The following is a 24,577-nucleotide window of genomic DNA, read 5'->3' as shown; positions in this document are numbered from 1 at the left end:
GCCGAAGAGGAGAGTCATTCCGATCACCAGCATGGATCACGTCTATACTCCATTGTCAATCTCCGCGCGCCGTCCACGGTCCTGTGTCTGTCCTTTATACACATCTCGAGGTGTCATTGGGACATTGTTGAGAGGGGGGTTGTCCCGACAGGACAACCCCCCTTCCTTTTGTGTGTTTGGTGTGGGCACGGAGAACAGAAGACACGCATAGGGTGTCCTAGGCGAGCCGACGGCGCCCTTCCGCTGCCCCGGGGGCTATAGGCTCAATGATCAACGTGACATCCGCTGAGCAGGGGGTGCAGGGATTGGTGACGAGCAACGGCGTGGCCGGGCAGATCAGACAGTACCGACTGGACAACGGACTGCGACTGGTCACCGCCCCGGCCGCCACCGGTCAGGTGGCCGCGGTCAACCTGTGGTACGGAGTCGGCTCCCGGCACGAGGTTCCCGGACGGACCGGGTTCGCCCACCTCTTCGAACACCTCATGTTCGAGGGCAGCGGCAACGCTCCCAAGGGCGAGCACTTCAAGGTGATCGAGGCGCTCGGTGGAGAGCTCAACGCCTCCACCTCCAGCGACCGCACCAACTACTACGAGACGGTGCCCGAGCACGCGCTCGACCTCGCCCTGTGGCTGGAGGCGGACCGGCTCGCCACCCTGCGCGAGGGAGTGACCCAGGAGGTCCTCGACAACCAGCGCGACGTGGTGAAGAACGAGCGTCGGCAGCGCTACGACAACCAGCCCTACGGCACCGCCTTCGAGCGCATCCTGGCCCACGCCTACCCCGAGGGCCACCCGTACCACCACCCGACCATCGGCTCCATGGCCGATCTGGACGCCGCCGACCTCGACTACGTCCTCTCCTTCCACAAGGCGCACTACGGGCCGGACAACCTCGTCCTCACCGTGGTCAGCTCCCTCGACTCCGAGGACGTCTACGAGCGCGTCAACCGCTACTTCGGGGGCATTCCGCCCCGGGAGGTCGTGGCGGAGGCCCCCGACGCCTCCCTCGAAGGCCCCCTCGGCTCCCGGAACCTGGTCGTCACCGAGCAGGTTCCCGCCCCCGCGGTTTTCATCGTCCACCGGATCCCCCCGTACGGCACGCGGGAGTTCGACATCATGAACCTCGCCTCCGCCGTCCTCGGCCAGGGGCAGGGAAGCCGGCTCTACCGCAGGCTCGTCGTCGAGCGCGGGCTGGCCAACGACGACGGGGGCGCCTCCTCCGACCTGTTCGACTTCCGTTACACCCAGTCCCTCTTCTTCATCAGCATGATCGCCCGCGACGGGGTGAGCGGAACGGAGCTGGAGAACGCCGTCTTCGAGGAGACGGCGGGCCTGGCCGACGGGATCAGCGAGGAGGAGTTGGAGCGGGCCCGCGCGGTCCTGGAGCGCGACCACTTCCAGACCATCTCCACCCCGGCCGGGCTCGCCAACGCGCTCAGCGGCTACACCCAGCTCTTCGACGACCCGGAGCTCGTGTACACCTGGCCGGAGCGCTGGGCTTCCGTCACCGCCGACGAGGTGGCGGACTACGCCAAGCGGCTGCTCACCCCGGAGAACCGGTTCTCGCTCCGCTACGAGGTCGCCCCGGCAGAGACCGCCGGCGCCTGACCCCAGCCGCACCCGACACCGTGCACCGACGCAGACAGAGAAGAGTCGAGGGAGAGTCCTCTTGAGCAGCCTCCAGCCACGTCCCGCACTCGGTGAGCCGGTCCGCTACACCTTCCCCAAACCCACCCGGGTCAAGGTGGGCAGCGGCACCGTCATCGCCATCGACCTTCCCGGACAGCCCTACGCCGCGGTGCGACTGATCCACCCCGCGGGCGCGATCACCGAACCCGACGAGCAGCGGGGAGTCGCCATGCTCGTCGGAGAGGCGCTCGAGGACGGCGTCGAGGGCAACAGCTCGCTGGCGCCCGCCCTGGAGCGCTACGGAGCCGAATGGGTGGGCCGGATCGGCTGGGACAGCTTCATCACCGGCGTGGACGCGCCCACCAAGCGGCTCAAGGACGCGGTGGCGCTGCTCGCCGAGGCCGTCCGTTCGCCCGCCCTGCGCTCCGACGACATCGTGCGCCGCCGCGACCAGCTCGTGGAGCGGTTCCGACTGGAGAACTCCGTCGCCTCCACCCTTGCCACCCGGGCGGTCGGCAGCCAGCTCTTCACCGGCCGCTACGCGGTTCCGCCCAGCGGGGCCGAGGTGTACCAGCAGCGGCTCACCCCGGAGATCGCGCGGAGCTTCCACGCCGACAGCATCGCCTCGGTGGCCGGAACCCTCGTGGTCGTCGGCGACCTGTCCGGGGTGAACCTGGAGGAGGTGGGCGCGGCGGTCTTCGGCGACGCGGCCCCCACCCCGCAGCGGCACACGGTCCCCCCGGAGTCGGCCCCCGGGGAGCGGCCCCGCATCCTGGTCCTGGACCGGCCGGGATCGGTCCAGTCGGCGTTCGTGCTGGCGCACCGGGCGCCGGCGCGCGCCGAGGTCGACCTGCCGCGCCTGGAGGGCATGAGCGACGTCCTGGGCGGCATGTTCACCTCCCGCCTCAACCTGGAGCTGCGGGAGAAGCACGGTTACACCTACGGCGTGGGAAGCCGCTTCGACCTGCGCCGCGACAGCGGGGTGTTCCTCATCAGCACGCAGGTGGACGCGCCCACCACCGCCCACTCGATCACCGTGACCCTGGAGCAGATCGCCAAGCTCCAGCAGGAGGGGGTCACCGAGAGCGAGCTCCAGGCGGTCCGCGAGTCCCACACGGTGGGGCTGCCCGTCGCCTACGCCAGCGCGGGCCGCATGGCCTGGGCGCTGATCGAGATGGTCGTGTACGACCTGCCCGAGGACCACGTGGACCGGATGCGCGCCGGCTACGAGCAGTTGACCATCGAGGACCTCAACAGCTCGGCCCGGGAGTACCTGCGGCCGGACGACGCGGTGGTGATCGTCGTGGGCGACGCCGCTTCGCTGCGGGGGCCGCTGGAGGACCTCGGCGTCGGCCCGGTGGTCGTCCAGGACCCCGAGACGCTCTGGGCCTAGCCTGGTTGCGAACCGTTGCGAGGGGCAAAACTCTCCAAGAGGCGGAAAGTGTGACGTGTGATGCAGCCCGTAGGAGATAACAAAAGTGGACCTAGCCGGCTGTAATGTGGCAACTACCTGCCCTGACGTCTGTTGGCGTTGGTATAACCAGAAGACGCGTTCTCTGCCCGTCTCGACCGTCGTGAACAGTCCACAGGAGGCCGCCATGGCCCACGATCTGATGTTCTGAAGCCGTGTCCATCGAACAGCCTCCCACAGAGCGGCCGAAAAACGAGTCTGCCGAGCAGGCGCCCCCTGCCGTCGCAGTCGACGAGCAGTCCGGCGGCGAGCGTGTCCTCGCGGGCCGCTACGCGCTGCGTGAGCCCATCGGCCGGGGCGGAGTCGGCACCGTATGGCGGGCCACCGACCTCGTCCTCGACCGCGAGGTCGCGGTCAAGGAACTGCGCCTTCCCGACGACCTGACCGAGGACGAACGCGCCGCGCTGCTGCGCCGGACCACCCGCGAGGCGCGGGTGGCCGGACGGCTCAGCCACCCCAACGTGGTCACCGTCCTGGACGTGGTCAACGAGGACGGCCGCCCTTGGATCGTGATGGAACTGGTCGTCGCGCGCACGCTCGCCGAGATCATCGACATCGCGGGGCCGCTGCCCTATCCGCGGGTGGCCGAGATCGGCCTGCAACTGATCAGCGCCCTCAAGGCCGCGCACGACGAGGGCATCGTGCACCGGGACGTCAAACCCGAGAACGTCATGATCAGCGAGAACGGCCGGGTCGTGCTGACCGACTTCGGCCTGGCCGCCTGGACCGGCGAGTCCGCGCTGAGCAGTTCGGGGCGGATCATCGGCTCCCCGTCGTACCTGCCGCCCGAGCGCGCCAAGGCCGGTCCCGTGGGTCCGCCCTCGGACCTGTGGTCGCTGGGCGCGACCCTGTACGCGGCGGTCGAGGGGCACCCGCCGTACGACCGCAAGGGCTACATCGCGATCCTGCGCGGAGACCAGTTGGAGGAGCCCGCGCCCGCCGCCAACGCGGGGCCGCTGGCCCCGGTGCTGGCCGGACTGCTCAAGGTCAACCCGGACGAGAGGCTCACCGCGGAGAGCGCCACCGCGATGCTGCGGATCGCCTCCCTGGCGCCGTGGGCGCCGGAGACCAGCCCGGAGACCGCGGCGCGCAGCGCCGAGGCCGTGCGCCGGGAGGGCCAGGAGAAGCTGTCCGCGGTCGACCACTTCCGGGCGGGGGCCGAGGTCCTCCGGCACAACCTGCACGAGCAGGTCAGCCAGGTCTCCGACGCGTTGCAGCGGCACCGCCCGGAGTCGGTGAGCGCCCTGCTCACCTCCATCCGCGAGTCGACCAACGCGCTGGGGCTGACCAGCTCGGGCAAGCACCGCAGCGAACCGAGCCGCACGAAGCGGGCGGCGGTGGCCGCGTCGGCGGTGTGCGCCCTGCTGCTGCTCCTCGTGGTCCTGTGGGCGCTGGTGTTCCGCGGCTGAGCGAAGGACCGCGGGGCTGCCAGGCAGCGCCGAGAACGACAGAACCGGCCGGGGAAGCGGGAGAACCCGCTTCCCCGGCCGGTTTCTCGTGTAGGGCCGGCGGGATTCGAACCCGCACTGTACGGCACCTAAAGCCGCCGCCTCCTGCCGTTGGGCTACGGCCCCGGGCTCCCGTCTCCGGTGGCTGTCGGAGAACCGAGAGAGCTTCTGTCTGAGACTGGCAGTTTAGGCGGGGGAAATGCAAGTCGTGCGGGTGGACCGCCGATGGCGGTCTCGGGTGTGCGGGGAAGTCCGTGCGGGTGGTGCGGGGGGATCGGATCCGCGGTGCGGCGGGAAGTCGTCACAGTCCCAGGTCGCGCATGAGCCGTTCGACGTGGCCGGAGGCCCGCACGTTGTAGTAGGCGTGCTCCACGGTGCGCCCGGCGGAGACGACGAAGGTGGAGCGGATGACGCCCTGCACGATCCGGCCGTAGTTCTTCTTCTCCCCGAAGGCGCCGTAGGAGGTGAGAACCGAGCGGTCGGGGTCGCTCAGCAGCGGGAAGGTCAGACCTTCCTGTTCCACGAACTTGGCCAGCCGGGTCAGGGAGTCGGGAGAGATCCCCAGTACGGCCAGCCCGGCCTTGTCGAAGGCGTGCAGGTTGTCGCGGAAGTCGCAGGCCTGTGTGGTGCACCCCGGCGTCATGGCCGCCGGGTAGAAGTACAGCACCACCCGGTCGTGCTCTTTGAGCACTTCGCTGAGGGTGACGGTAGTGCCGTCCGCGCTGTCCAGGGTGAAGTCGGGGGCGATGTCACCGGGCTGGAGCCGGATCGTGTTCTCGCGCAACGTGGACTCCTCAGGATAGGGGACTCTGCGCCAGTTGTGTGTTTTCCCACCCTAGTCCGCAAAGAGGACGACATGGGCAAGAAGTCCGGAGTGGTCTGGCCGAAACTCCACAACCGGGGCAGAGGAGGCCCGGTCGCTGCGGTGGAGAGGGGAAACGCTTTGGCCACGACGGCCCGTGACGGATGTTCTTCGTCTTAAGGTTAACCAAGCCCTCCTGCGCCAGACCGGGCATCCGGGACGCGGGAGGCGGGCGCGCCGGCTTCGCGGTGAGGGCGGTCGCCGACGGGGTGGCTCGAAGCGTTCCCCAGGCTTCGTGTTCGAGGAGATGACGATGCCCAGCTACACCCTGGACCAGGTCCGCAGCCGCGTGTGCCGGGAGCGCGATTCCTGGTGGACGGTGTGGGCGGTCGATCCGATCGCGATCCGCCTGGTCCGTCTGGTCGCCAACCGGACGTCGATCACGCCGAACCAGTTGACGGTGGCGGTGCTGCTGCTGGGGCTCGCGGCGGCGGCCTGCTTCGCGGTGGGGCTGTGGCCCTTCCTGGTCGCCGGGGCGGTCCTCTACTACCTGTGCTTCCTCGTGGACTGCATGGACGGCAAGCTGGCCCGGCTGACCGACCAGGAGTCGCTCTTCGGGTCCTGGATGGACTACGTCTTCGACCGCTTCCGGGTGCTGGTGTGCGCGATCGCGCTCATGGGCGGCCAGTACGTGCTGACCGGACGGGTCGTCTTCGTCTGGCTGGCGCTGGCGGTGGTCTTCTGCGACATGCTGCGCTACCTGAACGCGCTCCAGGTGTACAAGGTGCGCAGGGAGATGCGGTCCCGCCTGGCCGGGGTGCTGGAGTGGGCGCGGGCGACGCTGTCGATGCTGGAACCCGGCGAGGCGGCCGCGGTGGGGCAGCCGATGAGCGACACGGGGGAGCAGGCGGTCCTCAGGCACGGCATCTCGGTACTGGAGCAGTTGCTGCGGTCGCAGACGGAACGGGAGAACCGCGCCGACCGGGACTCCGGCAAGCAGCCGGACGTGCGGCTGCCGCGCGTGGACCTGCACGAGGGGTTCCGGCACCGCTTTCCCTGGTACCAGAGGTTCTGGGAGTTCCTGCGGGCGCGGCGCATCCGCACCCACCTGGTGAGCGGGATCGAGTTCCAGATCGCGGTGTTCGTGCTGGCGCCGCTGGCGGCGGTGTTCTCGGCCACGGCGATCGTCTGGATCACCGTGGTGGCCGGGGCTCTGCTCCTCGCGTTCGAGATCTTGATCGTCTATAAACTGTGGTTGTCCACGCTGGACTTCTTCCGGGTGGTGGACGGGATCGAGAGCGCGCTGCGGTTCACGCGCACGCCTGGCGAAGAAGGCATCAACCAGACCCCGGATGAGAGTCCGCCGCAGGCCAGCCTGCGGTAGCGAAGGAGGCGGCGGTATGAGAGGACGCGGTTCCGCGAGGCGGCAGCGTGACCCGGCGGCCGTGCAGGCGGAGATCGAGCAGGTCCAGCGGCAACTGGCAGCGTCAATCGACGCGCTTGTCGACCGGGCCAGTCCCAGGAGCATCGCCAGGCGCGGGTTGCAGAAGGTGCGTCAGGCCGGCGGCCACCTGGCCGAGGAGGCGCGGGCGATCGCGGTCGGCGACCCGGTGCGGCGCAGGAGCAGCAGGCCGGTCGAGCCCCCGGAGGGGGCCGTCCTGGTCGGCGGCGAGAACGAGGTCGTGACCGAGTACGAGCTGCGCCAGCCGCCCTCTCCTGCGGTGCTGATCGGAGTGGGCGTCGGAGTGGTCGTGGCCGTGGGCGTGCTCATCGCGCTGCGACGGCGCAGCAGGCACTGAAGCGCTGACACGGCGGTGCCGGAGCGGTCCGGCACCGCCGTTCGTGTTCACAGGAACGTCTTGCCCTCGCCCCGGTAGGTGGGCACGGAGGCGACCACGCGCTCCCCGTCCACCAGGTGCAGCCGGTCGAAGTGCTCGCACAGTTCTCCGGCCTTGGCGTGACGCAGCCACACCAGGTCGCCGACGTCGAGGGTGTCGGCGACGGCGCCGAGCAGCGGGGTCTGGACCTCCCCCGCACCCTCGGACGGGCTGAACCGCAGCCCGGAGGGCAGGTAGGGCTGGGGCAGCCGGGTCCGGTCGGGGACGCCCGAGGCGAGGTAGCCGCCGCCCAGGGCGGTGGCCACGCCGGGAGCGGGGCGGCGGACGACGGGAAGCGCGAAGAGCGCTGCGGGACTGCGGTCCACCGACCGGTAGTGGTCGAAGAGCCTGGGCTGGTACAGGCCGGAGCCCGCGGCGACCTCGGTGACGGCGCGCTCCCGGCTGGTGGTGTGCAGGCTTCCGGTGCCGCCGCCGTTGACGAAGCGCAGGTCGGCGACGTCGCGGACGGCCCGTACCACGGCGGCGCGGCGGCGGGCCAGTTCCCGGCGGGAGCGGCGCTGCATCCAGCGCACGGCGGCGCTGTAGAGGGGACGGCCGGGGAGAGCGTCGCCCACCCCCGCGATCTGGGCCTCGTAGGCCATGATGCCGTCCAGGCGCAGTCCCGGGCGGCGGACGACGGCCCGGGCCAGTGCCGCGGCCTGCTGGGGGGTGCGGATCGGGGACCGGTGGGCGCCGATGCGGACGGCGGGGCCGAGCGGCTGCCAACTGGTGTCGATGTCGAGGCACACCCGCACGGGGGCGGCCGGGTCGGGTGCGGCGGCGGTGATGAGGTCCAGGTGGCGCACCGAGTCGACCATGAGGGTGATCCGGGCTGCCGCCTCGGGGGAGGCGGCCAGGCGGGCGATGGCGTCGGTGTCGACGGTGGGGTAGGCGACCAGGACGTCGGTGGCGAAGTCGGCGCTGCCGGGGTCGGTGGCCAGCCAGAGCGCCTCGTCGAGGGTGTAGGCCATGATCCCGGAGAAGCCCGGCATGGCGAGGATCTCGCGGAGCAGGGGGCGGCAGCGCACGGACTTGCTGGCGACCCGGATCGGGGTGCCCCGGGCGCGGCGGACCAGGTCGGCCGCGTTGGCGCGCAGGACGGCCAGGTCGACGATGGCGAAGGGGGCGCGGAGATGGGAGGTGGCCGTCTCGTACCGGCGGCGGAGGCTGCTCATGGGGGGAGCATCCCACATTTGTGTGAAAGTTATTCACATTCTGCTCGGCGGGACGGTCCGGGGCGCGGCGGGTTGGTCGTCACCCGGCACCGTGAGCCCGGTTACTCTGGAAGTTCCCGAGACCGAGGAACCGAGGATGGGTGCGGCCCGTTTCCCTGTCGAAAGTCCCCTTGGAACATGAGTGATCGCGAGTTCGTGCTGACGCTGTCGTGCCCCGACAGCCGTGGAATCGTTGCGGCGGTGGCCAGCCTGCTGACCGCGTACAAGTGCAACATCGAGGAGAGCCAGCAGTTCGGCGACCACTACACGGGCCGGTTCTTCATGCGGGTGCAGTTCGTCGCCGAGGATCCCGCGGTGGACGAGGACACGCTGCGGGGCGCCCTGGCGCCCGTGGCGACGGAGCACCGGATGGAGTGGAACCTGTGGCGGCGCGACGTGCGCACCCGGGTGCTGGTGATGGTCTCCAAGTACGGGCACTGCCTGAACGACCTGCTCTACCGGCAGCGCAGCGGCCTGCTCAACGCCGACATCACGGCCGTGGTGTCCAACCACCCGGACCTGGAGTTCCTGGCCGACTCCTACGGGGTGGACTTCCACCACCTGCCGGTGACCCCGGAGACCAAGAAGGAGCAGGAGTCGCGTCTGCTGGAACTGGTCCAGTCCTACAACGTCGACCTGGTGGTGCTGGCCCGGTACATGCAGGTGCTCTCCGAGGACCTGTGCCAGAAGCTGGCGGGGCGGGTCATCAACATCCACCACTCCTTCCTGCCGAGCTTCAAGGGTGCGCGCCCCTACCACCAGGCGCACGCCCGCGGGGTGAAGCTGATCGGCGCGACGGCGCACTACGTGACGGCCGACCTGGACGAGGGGCCGATCATCGAGCAGGAGGTCGTGCGCGTGGACCACACCTTCAGCCCGGAGCAGCTCACCGCCGTGGGACGCGATCTGGAGTCGGTGGCGCTGGCCCGCGCGGTGAACTGGCACGCCGAGCATCGCATCCTGCTCAACGGCAGCAAGACCGTGGTGTTCCGGTGACGTTGCGCTGATCCCGTCCGGGGCCTCCCGAGCCCCGGACGGGCGCTGTTCCCGCCCCTGTCCTGCGCCGACTCACGGTAGGCGGCAGCGGGTCGTCCCTCCTCCTGCGATAAGTTGATTACGCTGCGTGTTTGACTGGGTGTTGCGAGTGGCATAGGAGTCTGGTGCGTGGGTGAGTGGTGAAACTCACAAAGATTGGTGTGCCGTGGTAGGCGTAGGCGGCGGACCCACGGGCGAGAGGAGTCCGAGAGCTGTTCGGAATTTTGCCGCCCGGATCCGGTGGGCGGCCGAGGACGCCCCGGAGCACTGACAACGGTCGGTGTGGGTAGACGGAAGAGCAATGCTTCCCGCGGCACCGATCAAAAGACGGAAAAACGGGTAAAGCACACAGACTTCGCGAAGTACCGGGGCGGAAGAGCAAGCCGGGGCGTCGCCCGCACTCGACGCCCAGAGATTGGGGGGACAGGCATGACGACGGTGGAAGAGGTGCTGGGCCGTTCGGAGTCGGGCACCGCCGGACGGGCCGACCACGCGGCCGTGCGCACACTCCGGCCGTACCGGTCGTGGGCGATGGTGGCGGTCGGCGGGGTGCTCGTGGCGGTGACCGGACTGGCCGCCGCGGAGGTCGTCTCCGCGCTTGCGGGAAGTCCGCTCAGCCTGCTGCCCGTGGACCGGGCGGGCGAACAGGCGGCCCGGTGGAGCAACCCCGCAGTCCAGGCAGCCTCCGCGGTCCTCATGCTGGTCAGCCTGCTGCTGATCGCCCTCGCACTGGTTCCCGGCTGGGGGCGCGGAGCGACGTGGCAGCCCCAGGACCCGGCGTTCGCGGCCGGGATGTCCCGGGGGGCGCTGCGCCGGATCCTGGCCGCGGCGGCCTGCGAGGTGGACGGGGTGCGCGACGCGCGGGTCACCCTGACCCGGCAGCGCGTGAAGGTGCGCGCCGACGCCGAGGCGCACCGCGCGGCCGAGGTCACCCCGGCGGTCCAGAGCGCGGTGGAGCGCAAGCTCGTCGAACTGGCCCTGGCCGGGGAACCCAAGGTACGGGTCCACGTACGTCCCGCCAAGGCGTGACCGTGGGCGCGCGGCGGCCGGGACGGCACCGGGCCCCGCAGCGGTTCCGGTGCCGTCTCCGTGGACCCGGCGCCCCCGGGCGGTCCCGAAGGGGCGAGGACCCACGACCGCAGGGCCCCGCGCCGGCCGCGCGACGGCCGGAGCGCAGCTCCGCGGGCAGCGGGCGCGGAGGACGCGACGGGGCGCAGCCGCCGCGACGGACGCCCGCCGCCCCCGCCGCGGGAGGACGGCCATGACCCGCAAGAGCTTCGTGAACCTGCCCGTCAAGGACCTGAGGAGGTCCCTGGGCTTCTTCGCCGCCCTCGGGTTCCGCTTCGACCCCCGGCTCTCCGACGACGCCGCCGCCTGCATGGTCGTCAACGACGGCAGTTTCGTGATGCTGCTCACCGAGCCTGCCTTCCGGCGCTTCACCACGAAGGAGCTGGCCGACACGGCGAGGCGCACCGAGGTCGTCCTGTCGATGTCCGTCGACCGCCGGGACGAGGTGGACGAGCTGGTCAACAGGGCCTTCATGGCCGGGGCACGGCCCTCCCTCGACCCCGTGCAGCACGAGGGCGTGTACTCCTGGGGCTTCGAGGACCTCGACGGGCACCTGTGGGAGGTGCTCTGGACGGACCCCGACCTTCGCAACGGCCGCCGGACGGCGGACCGCTGACGACGAAGGGGGCCTGACCAGGTCAGACCCCCAGAAAGCCAGAACCGGGACGGGTTACAGCCCCGGGTAGAGCGGGTGCTTCGCGGCGAGCGCCCGGACCCGGGAGCGCAGCGCCGGGGCATCGAACTCCGGCTTGAGCGCCTCGGCGATGACGTCGGCGACCTCCGCGAAGTCGGCGTCGCCGAAACCGCGGGTGGCCAGGGCCGGGGTACCGATGCGCAGACCCGAGGTGACCATGGGCGGACGCGGGTCGTTGGGCACCGCGTTGCGGTTGACCGTGATGCCGATCTCGTGCAGCCGGTCCTCCGCCTCCTTGCCGTTGAGCTGGGAGTTGACCAGGTCGACCAGGACCAGGTGCACGTCGGTGCCGCCGCTGAGCACCCGGACCCCCGCCTCGGCGGCGTCGGGGCGGGTGAGCCGCTCGGCGAGGATGCGCGCGCCCGACAGGGTGCGCCGCTGGCGCTCGGCGAACTCCTCGCTCGCCGCGACCTTCAGCGCCACGGCCTTGGCAGCGATCACGTGCTCCAGCGGGCCGCCCTGCATGCCCGGGAACACCGCCGAGTTGATCTTCTTGCCCAGGTCCGCCTTGGCCAGGATGAGACCGCCGCGCGGACCGCCCAGCGTCTTGTGCGTGGTGGTGGTCACCACGTCGGCGTAGGGCACCGGGTTGGGGTGCAGACCGGCCGCGACCAGGCCCGCGAAGTGCGCCATGTCCACCATGAGCAGGGCGCCCGTCTGGTCGGCGATCTCCCGGAAGCGGGCGAAGTCGAGCTGGCGCGGGTAGGCCGACCAGCCCGCGATGATCAGCTTCGGCTGGTGCTCCTTGGCCAGCGCCTCGACCTCGTCGTAGTCGACCAGGCCGTCGGACTCGCGCACGTGGTAGGCCACGGCGTTGAGGATCTTGCCGGAGTAGTTGATCCGCATGCCGTGGGTCAGGTGCCCGCCGTGCGCCAGGTCCAGGCCCAGGATGGTGTCGCCCGGTTGCAGCAGCGCGAAGTACACCGCGGTGTTGGCCTGCGCACCCGAGTGCGGCTGCACGTTCGCGTGCTCGGCCCCGAACAGCGCCTTGGCGCGGTCGATGGCCAACTGCTCGACGACGTCCACGTGCTCGCAGCCGCCGTAGTAGCGGCGGCCCGGGTAGCCCTCGGCGTACTTGTTGGTCAGGACCGACCCCTGCGCCTCCAGGACCGCCCGCGGGGCGAAGTTCTCGGAGGCGATCATCTCCAGGGTGTCGCGCTGGCGGGCGAGCTCGGCGTCCACGGCGGCCGCGACCTCCGGGTCGAGCTGCGCCAGCGACTGGTTGAGCGGATTGCTCTGGGCGGTCATGAGTTTCCTAACCTTCGCCTTCGGTGAGCTGCGTGTACTGCTCCGGGGTGAGCAAATCGGCGGGCTCGTCCGCGAGCTCCACCTTGAACAGCCAGCCCCGGCCGTAGGGGTCGGAGCCGATCAGTTCAGGGTCGTCCACCGCGGCCTGGTTGACATCGACGACCTCCCCGGAGACCGGAGAATAGATCTCGCTGACCGACTTGTGCGACTCGATTTCGCCGCAACTGTCACCAGCGGTGACGGTCGAACCGACCTCCGGCAGTTCGACGTAGACGATGTCCCCCAGCGCCTCGGCGGCGAAGGCCGTGATACCGACGGTGGCGATGTCCTCGTTGACAGCCACCCACTCGTGCTCCTTGGTGTAACCCAGCTCTGCGGGAACGCTCAATTCGACTCTCCAGGAGTGTTGTCCATTATTCAGTAGGAGCGGACGCCGCCGTGCGCCGCCCCGGCAGCTCCGGTTCTGCCCCGCCCGGCAGGGCGGACCGTACCGGCAAGGGCGGGGCGCCTACGCCTTCCGCTTGTAGAAGGGCAGGTCCACCACGTCCACCGCCTCGGCACGGCCGCGGACGTCCACGGTGAACTCGCCGCTGGACAGGTCGGTGCCCGCGTCGACGGCCGCGATCGCGATGGGCTTGCCCAGCGTGGGGGAGGGGGCGCCGCTGGTGACGACTCCGACGTGGACGCCGTTGCGCAGCACCCCGTGCCCCTTGCGGGGCACCCGGCGGCCGCGGCCGACCAGGCCGACGAGGACCTGGGTGGGACCGGATGAGCGCCGCGCGGTGAGTGCCGCGCGGCCGACGAAGCCTCCCGGCTTGTCGAGCTTGACCAGACGCCCCAGGCCGGCCTCGTAGGGGGTGAGGTTGGTGTTGAGCTCGTTGCCGTACAGCGGCATCCCGGCCTCCAGACGCAGGGTGTCGCGGGCGGCCAGCCCCGCGGGCAGCAGGCCGAGCGGCCTGCCTGCCTTGTAGAGCGCCTCCCAGACGGCGGGCGCCTCCGCCGCGGGGCGGACGAAGAGCTCGAAACCGTCCTCCCCGGTGTAGCCGGTCCGGGCGAGCAGCACCGGGGCCCCCGCGACGGTGCAGTACCGGGCGGCGTAGTAGCCGAGGTCGGACAGGTCGGCGTCGGTGAGCGGGGCGAGGATCTCCGCGGCCCTCGGCCCCTGGAGGGCGATCAGGGCGTACTCGGCGGACTCGTCGGCCACGGCCACGTCGAACCCGCCGGTGCGCTCGGCCAGCGCGGCCGTGACGACGTCGGTGTTGGCCGCGTTGGAGACGACCAGGTACTCGTCCTCGGCCAGCCGGTAGACGATGAGGTCGTCGAGCACCCCGCCGTGCTCGGCGACGATCATGGTGTAGCGGGCGCGCCCCGGGGCGAGCGTGGACAGCAGCCCCACCAGCGCGTGGTCGAGGAACTCGGCGGCCTGGGAGCCGCTGACCCGGATCTCCCCCATGTGGGACAGGTCGAACAGTCCGGCGGCCTCGCGCACCGCCTGGTGCTCGGCGCTCTCCCTGGTGTAGCGCAGCGGCATCAGCCAGCCGGCGAAGTCGACCAGGGTGGCGTTGAGTGAGAGGTGCGTCTCATGCAGTGGGGTGGTGCGGGCACCGCCGCTCGAGGCCTGGGACATGGACACTCCCGAAAGAGGGTGGGTGTGAACGAAGGCTGCTGGACGTCATCCTCCCCCTCGGCCTCCACAGCCGGAGGACAGCGCCGCGCCGACGGTCCGTGCCTCCGGCGAGGGACGCGTCACACTGGGCGGTCCGCTCTGCCGGGGAGCTTCCGCCCGCGCGGCCGACGGGTCCGGAGTACGGGTGAAGACGACGGTTCGATGGATCGCTCAGGCCACCCGGGCGCTCCCCCCGCACGGGTGTCTGGTGTTCTCAGCCTAGCAGTGCGTGGTCGTCGGACAAGAAGCACGGGGAGGCGGCGGGCCGGACGTCCGGCCCGCCGCCTCCCCGTCACGCGGCAGGGCTCAGCCCACGGCCTTGCGGCGGCTGCGCACGGCGTCGGCCAGGTGGGCCAGCACCTCCTCGGTGGTCTCCCAGCCCATGCACTTGTCGGTGATGCTCTGGCCGTAGGTCAGCTCGGCCGGGTCGCCGAGCTTCTGCGCGCCCGGCACCAGGAAGCTCTCCAGCATCACCCCGATGATGCCGGTCTGCCCCTCGGCGACCTGGGCGGCGATGTCCTGCGCCACGCCCGGCTGGCGCAGGTGGTCCTTGCCGCTGTTGGCGTGGCTGGCGTCGATCATCAGGCGGCGCGGCAGCCCCGCGGCCTCGATGGTGTCCAGCGCGGCGGTGACGTGGGCAGCCCTGTAGTTGGGGCCGGAGCGCCCTCCGCGCAGGATGACGTGGCAGTCGGGGTTGCCGGAGGTGGACACGACCGCGCCCGAGCCGCTGGGGTCCACCCCGAAGAAGGTGTGGGAGCTGGCGGCGGCCGCGCAGGCGTCCACGGCGACCTGCACGTCGCCGTCGGTGCCGTTCTTGAAGCCCACGGGCATGCTCAGGCCGCTGCTGAGCTGGCGGTGCACCTGGCTCTCGGTGGTGCGCGCCCCGATGGCGCCCCAGGTCACCGCGTCCGCGATGTACTGCGGGGTGATCGGGTCGAGGAACTCGGTGCCCGCCGGGATGCCCAGCGAGCCGATGTCGAGCAGCAGCTTGCGCGCGGTGCGCAGCCCTCGGTGCACGTCGAAGCTGCCGTCCAGCCCGGGGTCGTTGATCAGGCCCTTCCAGCCCAGCGTGGTGCGCGGCTTCTCGAAGTACACCCGCATGACCACGCACAGCTCGGAGGAGAGGGAGGGGATCAGCGCCTTGAGGCGGCGCGCGTAGTCCAGCGCGGAGACCGGGTCGTGCACCGAGCACGGGCCGACGACGACGAGCAGCCGGTCGTCCTCGCCGTCCAGGACCCGTTTGACCGCGGCTCTGGACTCCTCGACCAGTGCCGTGCGCTCCGGGCCCATCGGCAGCTCGGCCAGGATGTCGTGGGGGGCGACGAGCGGCTGGTAGCTGACGACCCGTGTGTCGTTGGTACTCGGCATGGGCGATTCCTTCATCCTTCTCCCCTGACTGGCAGGCTCGGTGGCTGTCGCGAGCCCCGGTGAGACTCCGGGCGGACGCGTCACGGGATCTGTGCGTCAGCTCCGGCACCCGACGGTGACACACCCGCGCCCAGGCGTTTTGCGGCTGGGACGAAAAGCGTGGTCGGCAGACGCTCAAAAGAACCCTAACGCGCTCGTAACGCAGCCTATTGCGACAACTCTGCGTCTGTGACAGGTGCCGTGCAGTGAAGAACCCCTCTTCGCTCCGGGGGCGGTCTAGGATGGACCGACGGGCGCGTGGTGGTCAGACCGCACGACAGGCACGCTGCCCCGTCGCCTGTCGCCCCGGCCCCACCGACCGCACCGGTGGCGCCGCGCGGCCGGAGGACCGCGGCTCCCGTCCACATCGCGGCCGACCGCGCCGGGTCCGCTGCCCGCCCCCACGGACGGCACCCCACGCTCCCGACGCGGGACCCCGAGTCCTGCCTCCTCGCAGCGCCCGTGCCGAGAGCCCGGCGTCGCCGCCGGGGTGACGTCCGACCTGGCACGACAACCCCGACCCGAAAGAGGGGCGCTTCTTGATGCGCACGCTGTACCCGCCCATCGAACCGTACGACAGCGGGATGCTCGACGTGGGCGACGGCAACCGGATCTACTGGGAGCTCGTGGGCAACCCGAACGGAAAACCAGCGGTCTTCCTGCACGGGGGCCCCGGAGCAGGCTGCACCCCCGACCACCGTCGGCTGTTCGACCCCGAGCGCTACCGCGTCCTGCTGTTCGACCAGCGCAACTGCGGACGCAGCACCCCGCACGCCAGCCGGATGGACACCGACCTGCACGCCAACACCACCTGGGCGCTGGTGGCGGACATCGAGCGGCTGCGGCGCATGATCGGCGTGGACCGGTGGCTGGTGTTCGGCGGCTCCTGGGGCAGCGCCCTGGCGCTGGCCTACGCCGAGGAGCACCCCGAGCGGGTCAGCGAACTCGTGCTGCGCGGCATCTTCACGCTGCGCAACGAGGAGCTGCGCTGGTTCTACCAGAGCGGGGCCTCCTTCCTCTTCCCCGACGCCTGGGAGCACTACCTCGCCCCCATCCCCGAAGCCGAGCACGACGACCTCATCGGCGCCTACGCCCGGCGGCTCAACTCGCCCGACCCGCAGGTGCGGCTGGAGGCGGCCCGGGCCTGGAGCGTGTGGGAGGGCAGCACCCTGACGCTCTACCCGGACGAGCGGCTGCGCGCCGTGCACGCCGAGCCGGAGTACGCGCTGGCCTTCGCCCGCATCGAGAACCACTTCTTCGTCCACGGCGGGTTCTTCACCCCCGGGCAGCTCATCGAGAACGCGGACCGGATCGCCGACATCCCCGGCGTGATCGTGCAGGGCCGCTACGACGTGTGCACCCCGCCCAAGACCGCGTTCGACCTGCACCGGGCCTGGCCGAAGGCGGAGTTCCACCTGGTCGACGACGCCGGGCACGCGTTCAGCGAGCCCGGCATCCTGCACCGGCTGATCGAGGCCACCGACCGCTTCGCCGAGCAGTGACGCGCCGGGCTCAGCGCCCCGCCGCGGCCAGGGCGTCCTCCCAGGAGGTGGGTTCGGCCAGCAGCGGGCGGTAGCGCATCACCTTCGGGGTGGAGCGCAGCCCCAGGACGCCCACGAGCCGGCCCGCCCTGCCGAAGAAGGCCACGAACTTGCGGTCCTCCGCCGAGCCGTGCACGACCTCCACGGTGTCGGCGGGGGACGCCTGGCCGAGCAGTTGGATCTTCATGCCGTACTGGTCCGACCAGAAGTAGGGCACCGGCCGGTAGGGCTGCCGGGCGCCCTCTCCCGCCAGCAGGTTGTGCGCGGCCGCCCGCGCCTGCTCCTCGGCGTTGGTCCAGTGCTCCAGGCGCAGTCGGCCCCCGTAGCGCGGGTGGGGCCAGGACGCGAGGTCGCCGACGGCGTACACCCCCGGCAGGGAGGTGGCCGAGTACTCGTCGCAGCGCACCCCGCCCCCGGGGTCAAGGGCCACCCCCGACCCGGCCAGCCACTCGGTGTTCAGCGCCACGCCCAGCCCCGCCACGGCCAGGGGCGTCTCCACCGCGCTCCCGTCGGCCAGGCGCACCCGTTCCAGGCGGCCGGTGCCCTCGAAGGCGGTCACCGGGACGCCCAGGCGCAGCTCGACGCCGTTGTCGCGGTGCAGTTCGGCGAGGACCGCGCCGATCCGCGGGTCCACCACCCTCGTCAGGGGGGTGTCCGCGGCCTCCAGCAGGGTGACCTCGGCGCCCAGGCTGCGGGCGGACGCGGCGACCTCCGCCCCGACGAAGCCCGCTCCGACCACCACGACGCGTCCGTGGCGCAGCAGGCCGGCGCGGACCTCCTCGGCGTCGTCGAGGGTGCGCAGGACGTGGACGCCGGGCAGGTCGGTGCCGGGGCGGCGGGCGCGGGCGCCGGTGGCGACGACCACCCCGTCGGCGGTGAGCTCGCTCCCGTCGGACAGCTCCACCGCCCGCCCGCCGGGGCGCAGCGCGACGGCGCGCACCCCCAGGCGCAGGTCCAGGTCGAGCGCGGCCAGCTCGGCCTCCGAGCGCAGGTCCAGGCTGCGGCCCGAGCCCCGCCCGGTGAGGACCTCCTTGGACAGCGGCGGGCGCTCGTAGGGGGGACGGGCCTCCTCGCCGACGAGGACGATCGTCCCGTCGAAGCCCTCCTGCCGCAGTGCTTCGGCGGTGGTGAGGCCGGCCAGCCCGGCCCCGGCTACAACGATGGTCTGCAACTGTCGCTCCGCGGATCGGTGACGTCGTGCGCGGTGCCGAACGTACCAACAGCGCGGCGGCACCGGCGGACCCGCCCGGGCGCCGTCGGCGTCCGGGCCCCACAGGGGGCAACGCCGGCGCCTGCGGCGCCGCTTCCCCGACCCCCGACGGGGTGTTCCCGCACGTGCTGCTGGGCACAAGCGGCACGTGCGGAGGGGGAGCGTCACCGATGGCGGGTAAGGTCAGGGCGGGCCCGCGGAGTACTGCGCGACACGGGCTGCAGGACGAGGCGAGGAGACGGACGTGCCGCACGAGAAGCGCGCGGGCCACGAGGCCGTGCGAATGGGGGCGCTGACCCGGCGCCGGAGCGGGTGCCGCGCGCGCGACCTGGAATACGCGGTGCTCGACGTCGAGACCACCGGGCTGCGGCCCGAAGAGGGAGCCAGGGTCTGCGAGATCGCCGTGGTCCGGATGCGCGGGGACGGCACGGTGGTGCGCGAGTTCACCACGCTGGTCGACCCGCGGACCCCGGTCACCGGCCGGGAGTTCCACGGGATCGCCGACGGCGACGTGGTGGGGGCGCCCCGGGCCGGGGACCTCGTGGCGGAGTTGCGGGCGCTGTTTTCCGGGGCGGTCCTGGTCGGCCACAACCTGGAGTTCGAGAACACCTTCCTCACCAGCGAGTTCGTCCCGGCGGGGCTGCCGACCGGCCTGCCCGGCCTGTGCACGCTGCGGACCCTGCGCGCCCAGGTGAGCCTGGAGCGCTACTCGCTGGCCCGGGCCAGCCACGCGCTGGGCGGCGACTGGCCGACCGGGCAGCACACCGCCCTGGGGGACGCGCGGGCCTGCGCCCAGCTCCTGGCCGAGCTGCTGAGCAACGCGCCCGGGACGCTGTACTACACGGGGCCGACACCGGTGGAGCTGGCCGCCGGGCCGGGAACCGTGTCGGCCAAACCGCGCCGCGCCTCGGCCGGCGCGCTGCGGCTGGCGGGGCCGCAGCCCCGCCCGGTGCCGGTGCGGGGGCTGCGGCCCTGGCCCCGGGTGTGGCGGGAGCTGGAACTGGACCCGCGGCTGTGCGGCGGCCGGTTCGACGAGGCCGAGCGCGCCCGGGCGGAGACCCGTGCCCGCGCCGCGGTCCGGAGGCGGCGGGCGTTGCTGGCGGGGGCCGCGTTGACCGGCCTGGCGGCGGCCACGGCGCTGGCGGTGGCCCTGGCGCGCCCCCGGGGCGGCGTGCTGGCCACCGGGGTGCGGCGCGGGGGGCTCACCGTCCCGACAGGGTGAGGAAGAACGCGGCGATCAGCATGCTGCCGCCCAGCGTGGTCAGGGTGGCGCGGCCCCGCTCGGTGAGCCGGGCGGAGACGGTGTACGGGCGCGGCAGACGGCCGCGGGAGGAGCGGCGGCTCCACCGCGGAAGGCGGTTGGTGAGCGCGATCGTCACCAGGACGGACCCGAGTGCGGCCAGGAGGAGCGACACCGTCGGCTTTCCCTTCGTGGCAAACGGCACCGGTGGTCGTCGCCGGTCCCGCGGGGCGGGTCCGGCTCGCGGCGTCCCCGCTCAGGCGGGACGGGCCGCCGCGGCGGCGCGCTCCCGGTCCACGCCGAGCGCCCGCAGCGCGAACTCGGTCACCAGGGAGCGCGCTTCGTCCAGCCTGACCTCCCCGCGTACCAGGGGGAGGCGCTGGGAGCCGATGAGAGCCAGCAGCAGCTTGGCGGTGGGCTCGGCGGGCACCGGCTCGAACTCGCCGCTGTCCGTCCCCTGTTGCAGGATCTCCACCAGCAGCCGGTGCATCGGCGCGACGTGGTCGGCGAGCTTCTGGTACGCCTGCGGGCCCAGGCTCGCGCCGAGCTCGGCCGCCGCCGGGTGGGGGTGCTCGACGACGGCCTCCAACTGGAAGTCCACGAACCCGGCCAGCCGCTGCACCGCGGGGGCGTCCCGGGGCAGTTCCTCCCGGCAGCGCCGCACGAAGTCGGCGGTCACCCGTTCGGTGAAGGCCAGCAGCAGGGCGGGCTTGTCGGGGAAGTAGTTGTACAGGGCGGTACGGGTGATGCCGGACACCGTCGCCACGTCCGTCATGGAGATCTCGTCGATCCCCTGGTCACGGGTGAGGACGGCCACCGCGTCCAGGATGCGGTCGAGCACCTGGGCCCGGTGTGCGGCAATGGTGGGCGCCGAGATCTTGGGCATGACTCTATCGTGACACGTCTCACCGCGGAGAGTGTCCGAAATCGCCGTTATGCCTGGTGGGCCTCAGGAGGCCGGGACGAAACCGCTCAGTTCGTTCATCATCTCGGTGTTGAACCGGTAGGCCACGTGCGCCTCTTCGATGATCCGCTGCTGTTCGGCCTCGTCCAGGTTCAGGGCGTCCACGGCCGCGCGGTAGCTCTTCTTGAACCGGGGCAGGCTGCCCAACTGGTCGAAGACGTAGAACTCGATGCCCGCGCCGTCGTCGAAGCCGTAGGTCTGCTGCACCACCCTCTTGATGAACTGCCCGCCCGACAGGTCGCCGAGGTAGCGGGTGTAGTGGTGCGCGATGAAGCCGCCCGGCCAGTCGGCGGTCCAGCGGATGCGCTCGGCGTAGGCCCGGGTGGAGGGGAGGGGGGTGATGGTGTCGCGCCAGTCGGGACCGCACAGGAAGGCGAGGTCGCGTTCGAGGGCGGGGACCCGGTGCAGTTCGGGGAAGTACACGGCGCCGCCGACCGGGTGGGTCGCCAGGCTCTGGGCGACCTCCTCCAGCGCGGTGTAGATGAAGTAGTGCTGGACGGCCAGGGCGGTGTACCCCTCACGGGGGAGGGTGCCGGCGAGCAGGGCTTTGGCGAAGCTGTTGGACTCGGCGGAGTCGTGGTCCTGCCGGGTGTCGGTCCTGAGCCGCTCGGAGAGGGAGAGAGAGGAGTCGGGGCGCTGCTGCGTGGCCTGTGCCGTGCTCATGGGGCCGTTCTTTCTGTCGGCTGCTTTCCGGACAAAGGATAAGGGTCTATACGACATGATGTCGTTTAAAGTCGGATAAGGCAACACTTTGCTGACAAGCCGTCAAAAAGGCTGGTCTTCGTGGTGCGCTTCGGTACGTCACAGGAACCTCGGAGGAACGGCGAGTATCCTGGCCGGGGCGGACGGCACGACGTCCCATGAGCCCGGAGCCCGGCCGTCGTCCCCCGGCCGGAGGTCGGCCGCCCGCGGCCTGCGCTGCTGGCGGTGCAGAGAGCCGGGCCATTATCGTTTGACTGGCACGAACTGTTCGCGAACCAGCCTGGAGGGAGAGGAGTCGGGCTGGACCACCGCGACCCCCGGTGCGCTCGCCCTGCCAGGTGCCCAGCACGCCGGTGTCGGAGGGGAGGAGCCATGACGCCGGACCCCGCACGGATCTTCCTTTTTCCCGGGTGCTGAGAGACAGTCGACCTAGAGGCGATGTGGACATTGGAAAGACAGAGCACGAGTCGCCGAACGTGCCCTTATCCCCAGGCACGCCAAGCGCACCCCTCAGAGGCGCCGTGGAATCAGTAGACATCCTCCTGATCGAGGACGACCCTGCGGACAAGCTCCTCGTCGAGGAGTTCCTCGCAGACACCGCACTCAACGCCAAGATCACCTGGGTCACCACCCTGGCCGAGGCCCGTCCGCACCTGTCCGACTTCCGCGGCTGCGTACTGCTCGACCTCAACCTGCCCGACGCGCGCGGCATGGACCTGCTGCGCGAGGTCCTCGACGCCGCGCAGTCCGCCGCGGTCGTCGTCCTCACCGGACTGGACGACGAGCACGAAGGCATCGCCGCGGTGGCCGCGGGAGCCCAGGACTACCTCGTCAAGGGCCAGGTCGACGGCTCCCTGCTGGCGCGCAGCCTGCGCTACTCCGTGGAGCGCCAGCGCGCCGACGAGAACGCGCGCCAGTTGCGCGAGGCCGAACTGCACGCCCGGGAGAACATGCGTCTGGAACGGGGCCTCCTGCCGCAGCTGCTGCTCGGCGAATCCCGCATGGTGCCCCGGTCCTTCTACCGGCCCGGCCGCAAGCGGGCCCTGGTCGGCGGCGACTTCTTCGACGCGGTGGACCGGGAGGGCACCACCCACCTCATCGTCGGCGACGTCAGCGGACACGGCCCCGACGAGGCCGCGCTCGGCGTCAACCTGAGGATCGCCTGGCGTGCCCTGGTCATGGGCGGGGTCGCCGAGGAGCGCCTGCTGCCCGCCCTGGAGAAGATCCTCCTCTCCGAGCGCGCCCAGGAGGAGATGTACGCCACGCTCTGCCAGGTCAGCATCGACCGGGGCACCGAGGAGGCGCGCATCCGGCTGTTCGGCCACCCGCCGCCGCTGGTCCTCAGCCCCGACCTGCGCGTCACCGAGGTGAACGCCGAGCCCCGACCGCCGCTGGGGATGTTCCCCGACGCCGAGGCGGAGGTCGAGCGCTTCCCCTTCCCCCAGGGGTCGACTCTCATGCTCTACACCGACGGACTGGTGGACGCCTACGCCGGCAACGGCTCCGACCGGCTCGGCGTCACCGGTCTGGCCCGCATCGTCGAAGCCGCGCTCGCCGCGCAGACCCCGATCGGGGAGCTGCCCGAGCGCCTCGTGGACGAGGCCGAACAGCACAACGGCGGCCCGCTCCAGGACGACGTCGCGATGCTGCTCGTCACTTATGGGGAATGACTACGTGAACTCCGGCACCGAACCACGGGACGGGACCGTTCCGGCCGCGGGGGGGATCCTCACCCGCCCATGGTCGCTGCGGCGGCGCGTCACGGTACTGCTGATCTCGGTGGGCGTTGTCCTCATCGCCTCCATGGCCACCATCGTCATCACCGCGCTGGAGGCGCGCGAGGCGGTGGTCCGCCAGGTCGAGCAGCTCACCCCCGCCCAGAGCGCGCTCCACCAGACCATGGCCGCCTACTACAACCAGGACAGCGGTATCCGCAGCTACGCGGAGACCAGAGAACTCGATTCCCTGGAGCCCTACGAGCAGGGGCGCCGCACCCTGGAGGAGAGCCTGCCCCAACTGGAGCAGGCCGCCCGCGACAACCCCGCCATCGACTCCGAGATCGAGGCCCTGCTGGCCGCCGGGGAGGCGTGGAGCACCGAGTACGCCGCGCCGGTCCTGGACCGGCTGCGCGAAGGAGAAGACCCCGGTCCCGCCGCCAACCAGATCGGCGACGAGCGCTTCACCTACCTGCGGGAGGCGTCCAGCAGCGCCCAGGGGCGCATCAGCGCCGAACTACAGGAGGCCCAGGACGACCTGGCCTCGGCCACCCAGCAGCTCGCCGCGCTGCTGATGCTCGTCGGCGTGGTCATCGTGGTGCTGTGCGGCTTCCTGTGGGTGATGCTCCAGCACTGGGTGCTGCGCCCGCTGGACGAACTGGGCCGCCACCTCCAGCAGGTCTCGGACGGCTACTACACCCACCGCATCGAACTGGAGGCGCCGCCCGAGATCGAACGGGTCGCCCGCAACGTCGACGCCATGCGCGAACGCATCGTGCACGAGCTCGACGAGGTCGGCACCGCCCGGCGCACCCTCCAGGAGCAGTCGGAGCTGCTGGAACGCCAGACCGAGGAGCTGCGCCGCTCCAACCTGGAGCTGGAGCAGTTCGCCTACGTCGCCTCGCACGACCTCCAGGAGCCGCTGCGCAAGGTCGCCAGCTTCTGCCAGCTGCTCAAACGCCGCTACCACGGACAGTTGGACGAGCGAGCCGACTCCTACATCGACTTCGCGGTCGAGGGCGCCAAGCGCATGCAGACCCTGATCAACGACCTGCTGGCGTTCTCCCGCGTGGGACGGACCAAGAACTTCACCACCGTCGACCTCAACAGCGTCCTCGACGACGCCCTCGCCAGTCTCGGCTCGGCGCTGGAGGAGGCCGAGGCCGTGGTCACCGGGGACCAGCTCCCCGAGGTCCAGGGCGACCGGACGCTGCTGACCCAGGTCTTCTTCAACCTGATCGGCAACGCCGTGAAGTTCCGCGGCGAGGAACCGGCCCGCGTGCACATCAGCGTCCGTCGGGAGGGGACCGAATGGGTGTTCTGTTGCGCCGATAATGGAATCGGCATCGAGCCGCAGTACGCCGAGCGGATCTTCGTGATCTTCCAACGGCTGCACACACGCGACAAGTACGGCGGAACGGGGATCGGCCTGGCCATGTGCAAGAAGATCGTGGAGTTCCACGGCGGACGCATCTGGCTGGACCACGAGTCGGACGAGCCGGGGACCCGGATCTGCTGGTCGCTTCCGGTAGACACGGACAAGGACGACGACCTTCCCGAGGAGGAGGCGTCGCCGCTGACCGCGCCGCCCGGACGGGGCTCCGCTGGCGCCGACACGAGAAGGTTTCGGGATTGAACGAGGTC

General features: G+C 71.2%; 22 protein-coding genes and 1 tRNA gene. 12 read left to right on the top strand and 11 right to left on the bottom strand.

Annotation, left to right across the window (positions count from 1 at the left end; all coding sequences use genetic code 11):
* Window positions 1–266 precede the first annotated feature (266 nt).
* The 3 genes from AC529_RS16795 (at window position 267) to AC529_RS16785 (ending at window position 4,511) form a co-directional block, all read left to right on the top strand.
* Entirely contained in the window at window positions 267–1,610 is a 1,344-nt protein-coding gene (locus AC529_RS16795; RefSeq protein ID WP_394326454.1) for a M16 family metallopeptidase, read from the top strand.
* 61 nt (window positions 1,611–1,671) lie between these two features.
* Window positions 1,672–3,024 (top strand): M16 family metallopeptidase, encoded by a 1,353-nt coding sequence (locus AC529_RS16790; protein ID WP_068758307.1) that lies wholly within the window; start codon window positions 1,672–1,674, stop codon window positions 3,022–3,024.
* Between the two features lie 233 nt (window positions 3,025–3,257).
* Window positions 3,258–4,511 (top strand): serine/threonine-protein kinase, encoded by a 1,254-nt coding sequence (locus AC529_RS16785; RefSeq protein ID WP_198156464.1) that lies wholly within the window; start codon window positions 3,258–3,260, stop codon window positions 4,509–4,511.
* Window positions 4,512–4,602: 91 nt separating this feature from the next.
* Here the strand turns inward: AC529_RS16785 and AC529_RS16780 are convergent.
* Together AC529_RS16780 and bcp are read right to left on the bottom strand one after the other, a co-directional pair.
* Window positions 4,603–4,676: transfer RNA gene (locus tag AC529_RS16780), tRNA-Leu, on the bottom strand.
* 175 nt (window positions 4,677–4,851) lie between these two features.
* Window positions 4,852–5,334, bottom strand: a complete 483-nt coding sequence (gene bcp, locus AC529_RS16775; protein ID WP_068758306.1) for a thioredoxin-dependent thiol peroxidase — start codon at window positions 5,332–5,334, stop codon at window positions 4,852–4,854.
* A gap of 331 nt (window positions 5,335–5,665) precedes the next feature.
* On the opposite strand from bcp, the gene AC529_RS16770 reads away from it, so the two are divergent.
* Together AC529_RS16770 and AC529_RS16765 are read left to right on the top strand one after the other, a co-directional pair.
* Entirely contained in the window at window positions 5,666–6,736 is a 1,071-nt protein-coding gene (locus AC529_RS16770; protein WP_068758305.1) for a CDP-alcohol phosphatidyltransferase family protein, read from the top strand.
* A 16-nt stretch (window positions 6,737–6,752) separates the two neighbouring features.
* A complete protein-coding gene (locus tag AC529_RS16765) occupies window positions 6,753–7,151 on the top strand; it encodes a DUF3618 domain-containing protein (protein ID WP_068758304.1) in 399 nt (132 codons plus the stop codon).
* Between the two features lie 47 nt (window positions 7,152–7,198).
* Here the strand turns inward: AC529_RS16765 and AC529_RS16760 are convergent, their stop codons facing one another.
* Window positions 7,199–8,404: an alanine racemase gene (locus tag AC529_RS16760; protein ID WP_068758303.1), complete on the bottom strand. Its 1,206-nt coding sequence runs from the start codon at window positions 8,402–8,404 to the stop codon at window positions 7,199–7,201.
* 177 nt (window positions 8,405–8,581) lie between these two features.
* Here AC529_RS16760 and purU point away from each other — a divergent pair, with 177 nt between their 5' ends.
* The 3 genes from purU to AC529_RS16745 all read left to right on the top strand — a co-directional run bounded on the left by purU (window position 8,582) and on the right by AC529_RS16745 (window position 11,162).
* Window positions 8,582–9,439, top strand: a complete 858-nt coding sequence (purU, locus tag AC529_RS16755) for a formyltetrahydrofolate deformylase (RefSeq protein WP_068758302.1) — start codon at window positions 8,582–8,584, stop codon at window positions 9,437–9,439.
* 468 nt (window positions 9,440–9,907) lie between these two features.
* On the top strand, window positions 9,908–10,507 hold the full coding sequence (locus tag AC529_RS16750) for a DUF6286 domain-containing protein (RefSeq protein WP_068758301.1): 600 nt from the start codon (window positions 9,908–9,910) through the stop codon (window positions 10,505–10,507).
* 232 nt (window positions 10,508–10,739) lie between these two features.
* Window positions 10,740–11,162 carry a VOC family protein gene (locus AC529_RS16745; RefSeq protein ID WP_068758300.1) on the top strand — a complete coding sequence of 141 codons (423 nt, stop codon included), beginning with the start codon at window positions 10,740–10,742 and terminating at the stop codon, window positions 11,160–11,162.
* 54 nt (window positions 11,163–11,216) lie between these two features.
* Here the strand turns inward: AC529_RS16745 and AC529_RS16740 are convergent, their stop codons facing one another.
* The 4 genes from AC529_RS16740 to AC529_RS16725 form a co-directional block, all read right to left on the bottom strand.
* A complete protein-coding gene (locus tag AC529_RS16740; RefSeq protein WP_068758299.1) occupies window positions 11,217–12,488 on the bottom strand; it encodes a serine hydroxymethyltransferase in 1,272 nt (423 codons plus the stop codon).
* 7 nt (window positions 12,489–12,495) lie between these two features.
* Window positions 12,496–12,876 carry a glycine cleavage system protein GcvH gene (gene gcvH, locus AC529_RS16735; RefSeq protein WP_068758298.1) on the bottom strand — a complete coding sequence of 127 codons (381 nt, stop codon included), beginning with the start codon at window positions 12,874–12,876 and terminating at the stop codon, window positions 12,496–12,498.
* A 120-nt stretch (window positions 12,877–12,996) separates the two neighbouring features.
* The gene (gene gcvT / locus AC529_RS16730) at window positions 12,997–14,115 is read right to left on the bottom strand and encodes a glycine cleavage system aminomethyltransferase GcvT (protein ID WP_068758297.1); all 1,119 of its coding nucleotides are present in this window, start codon (window positions 14,113–14,115) and stop codon (window positions 12,997–12,999) included.
* A gap of 345 nt (window positions 14,116–14,460) precedes the next feature.
* Window positions 14,461–15,522: a 3-deoxy-7-phosphoheptulonate synthase gene (locus AC529_RS16725; protein WP_068758296.1), complete on the bottom strand. Its 1,062-nt coding sequence runs from the start codon at window positions 15,520–15,522 to the stop codon at window positions 14,461–14,463.
* Window positions 15,523–16,103: 581 nt separating this feature from the next.
* Here AC529_RS16725 and pip point away from each other — a divergent pair.
* Window positions 16,104–17,063 carry a prolyl aminopeptidase gene (gene pip, locus AC529_RS16720; protein WP_068758295.1) on the top strand — a complete coding sequence of 320 codons (960 nt, stop codon included), beginning with the start codon at window positions 16,104–16,106 and terminating at the stop codon, window positions 17,061–17,063.
* Window positions 17,064–17,073: 10 nt separating this feature from the next.
* On the opposite strand, the gene AC529_RS16715 is transcribed toward pip, so the two are convergent.
* On the bottom strand, window positions 17,074–18,273 hold the full coding sequence (locus tag AC529_RS16715; RefSeq protein WP_068758294.1) for an NAD(P)/FAD-dependent oxidoreductase: 1,200 nt from the start codon (window positions 18,271–18,273) through the stop codon (window positions 17,074–17,076).
* A 322-nt stretch (window positions 18,274–18,595) separates the two neighbouring features.
* Between AC529_RS16715 and AC529_RS16710 the strand changes: the two genes are divergently transcribed.
* Window positions 18,596–19,534 carry a 3'-5' exonuclease gene (locus AC529_RS16710; RefSeq protein ID WP_068758332.1) on the top strand — a complete coding sequence of 313 codons (939 nt, stop codon included), beginning with the start codon at window positions 18,596–18,598 and terminating at the stop codon, window positions 19,532–19,534.
* Here the strand turns inward: AC529_RS16710 and AC529_RS16705 are convergent.
* The 3 genes from AC529_RS16705 to AC529_RS16695 form a co-directional block, all read right to left on the bottom strand.
* Window positions 19,515–19,727, bottom strand: a complete 213-nt coding sequence (locus tag AC529_RS16705; protein WP_068758293.1) for a hypothetical protein — start codon at window positions 19,725–19,727, stop codon at window positions 19,515–19,517. The two genes, AC529_RS16710 and AC529_RS16705, sit on opposite strands and share 20 nt — an antisense overlap.
* A gap of 81 nt (window positions 19,728–19,808) precedes the next feature.
* Complete coding sequence (locus tag AC529_RS16700) at window positions 19,809–20,438, bottom strand: TetR/AcrR family transcriptional regulator (protein WP_068758292.1); 630 nt, start codon at window positions 20,436–20,438, stop codon at window positions 19,809–19,811.
* 63 nt (window positions 20,439–20,501) lie between these two features.
* Entirely contained in the window at window positions 20,502–21,179 is a 678-nt protein-coding gene (locus AC529_RS16695; protein ID WP_068758291.1) for a biliverdin-producing heme oxygenase, read from the bottom strand.
* Window positions 21,180–21,694: 515 nt separating this feature from the next.
* Here AC529_RS16695 and AC529_RS16690 point away from each other — a divergent pair.
* The gene (locus AC529_RS16690) at window positions 21,695–22,888 is read left to right on the top strand and encodes a PP2C family protein-serine/threonine phosphatase (RefSeq protein WP_068758290.1); all 1,194 of its coding nucleotides are present in this window, start codon (window positions 21,695–21,697) and stop codon (window positions 22,886–22,888) included.
* Between the two features lie 4 nt (window positions 22,889–22,892).
* Window positions 22,893–24,569 carry a sensor histidine kinase gene (locus AC529_RS16685; RefSeq protein ID WP_068758289.1) on the top strand — a complete coding sequence of 559 codons (1,677 nt, stop codon included), beginning with the start codon at window positions 22,893–22,895 and terminating at the stop codon, window positions 24,567–24,569.
* Window positions 24,570–24,577: the final 8 nt, after the last annotated feature.

This window comes from Thermobifida cellulosilytica TB100 (assembly GCF_001517975.1).
Lineage (GTDB): Bacteria > Actinomycetota > Actinomycetes > Streptosporangiales > Streptosporangiaceae > Thermobifida > Thermobifida cellulosilytica.
Note: the sequence above shows the minus strand (reverse complement) of the source record. Positions and strands in the feature narration are given on the sequence as shown.

What these genes read in the sequence shown, in the direction of transcription:
- AC529_RS16770 (WP_068758305.1), top strand. Translation starts at nt 5,666, where the DNA reads ATGCCCAGCTACACCCTGGACCAGGTCCGCAGCCGCGTGTGCCGGGAG.
- AC529_RS16760 (WP_068758303.1), bottom strand. Translation starts at nt 8,404, where the DNA reads ATGAGCAGCCTCCGCCGCCGGTACGAGACGGCCACCTCCCATCTCCGC.
- AC529_RS16700 (WP_068758292.1), bottom strand. Translation starts at nt 20,438, where the DNA reads ATGCCCAAGATCTCGGCGCCCACCATTGCCGCACACCGGGCCCAGGTG.
- purU (WP_068758302.1), top strand. Translation starts at nt 8,582, where the DNA reads ATGAGTGATCGCGAGTTCGTGCTGACGCTGTCGTGCCCCGACAGCCGT.
- AC529_RS16725 (WP_068758296.1), bottom strand. Translation starts at nt 15,522, where the DNA reads ATGCCGAGTACCAACGACACACGGGTCGTCAGCTACCAGCCGCTCGTC.
- AC529_RS16710 (WP_068758332.1), top strand. Translation starts at nt 18,596, where the DNA reads ATGGGGGCGCTGACCCGGCGCCGGAGCGGGTGCCGCGCGCGCGACCTG.
- AC529_RS16750 (WP_068758301.1), top strand. Translation starts at nt 9,908, where the DNA reads ATGACGACGGTGGAAGAGGTGCTGGGCCGTTCGGAGTCGGGCACCGCC.
- AC529_RS16740 (WP_068758299.1), bottom strand. Translation starts at nt 12,488, where the DNA reads ATGACCGCCCAGAGCAATCCGCTCAACCAGTCGCTGGCGCAGCTCGAC.
- pip (WP_068758295.1), top strand. Translation starts at nt 16,104, where the DNA reads ATGCGCACGCTGTACCCGCCCATCGAACCGTACGACAGCGGGATGCTC.
- AC529_RS16745 (WP_068758300.1), top strand. Translation starts at nt 10,740, where the DNA reads ATGACCCGCAAGAGCTTCGTGAACCTGCCCGTCAAGGACCTGAGGAGG.
- gcvT (WP_068758297.1), bottom strand. Translation starts at nt 14,115, where the DNA reads ATGTCCCAGGCCTCGAGCGGCGGTGCCCGCACCACCCCACTGCATGAG.
- AC529_RS16765 (WP_068758304.1), top strand. Translation starts at nt 6,753, where the DNA reads ATGAGAGGACGCGGTTCCGCGAGGCGGCAGCGTGACCCGGCGGCCGTG.
- AC529_RS16695 (WP_068758291.1), bottom strand. Translation starts at nt 21,179, where the DNA reads ATGAGCACGGCACAGGCCACGCAGCAGCGCCCCGACTCCTCTCTCTCC.
- AC529_RS16795 (WP_394326454.1), top strand. Translation starts at nt 267, where the DNA reads ATGATCAACGTGACATCCGCTGAGCAGGGGGTGCAGGGATTGGTGACG.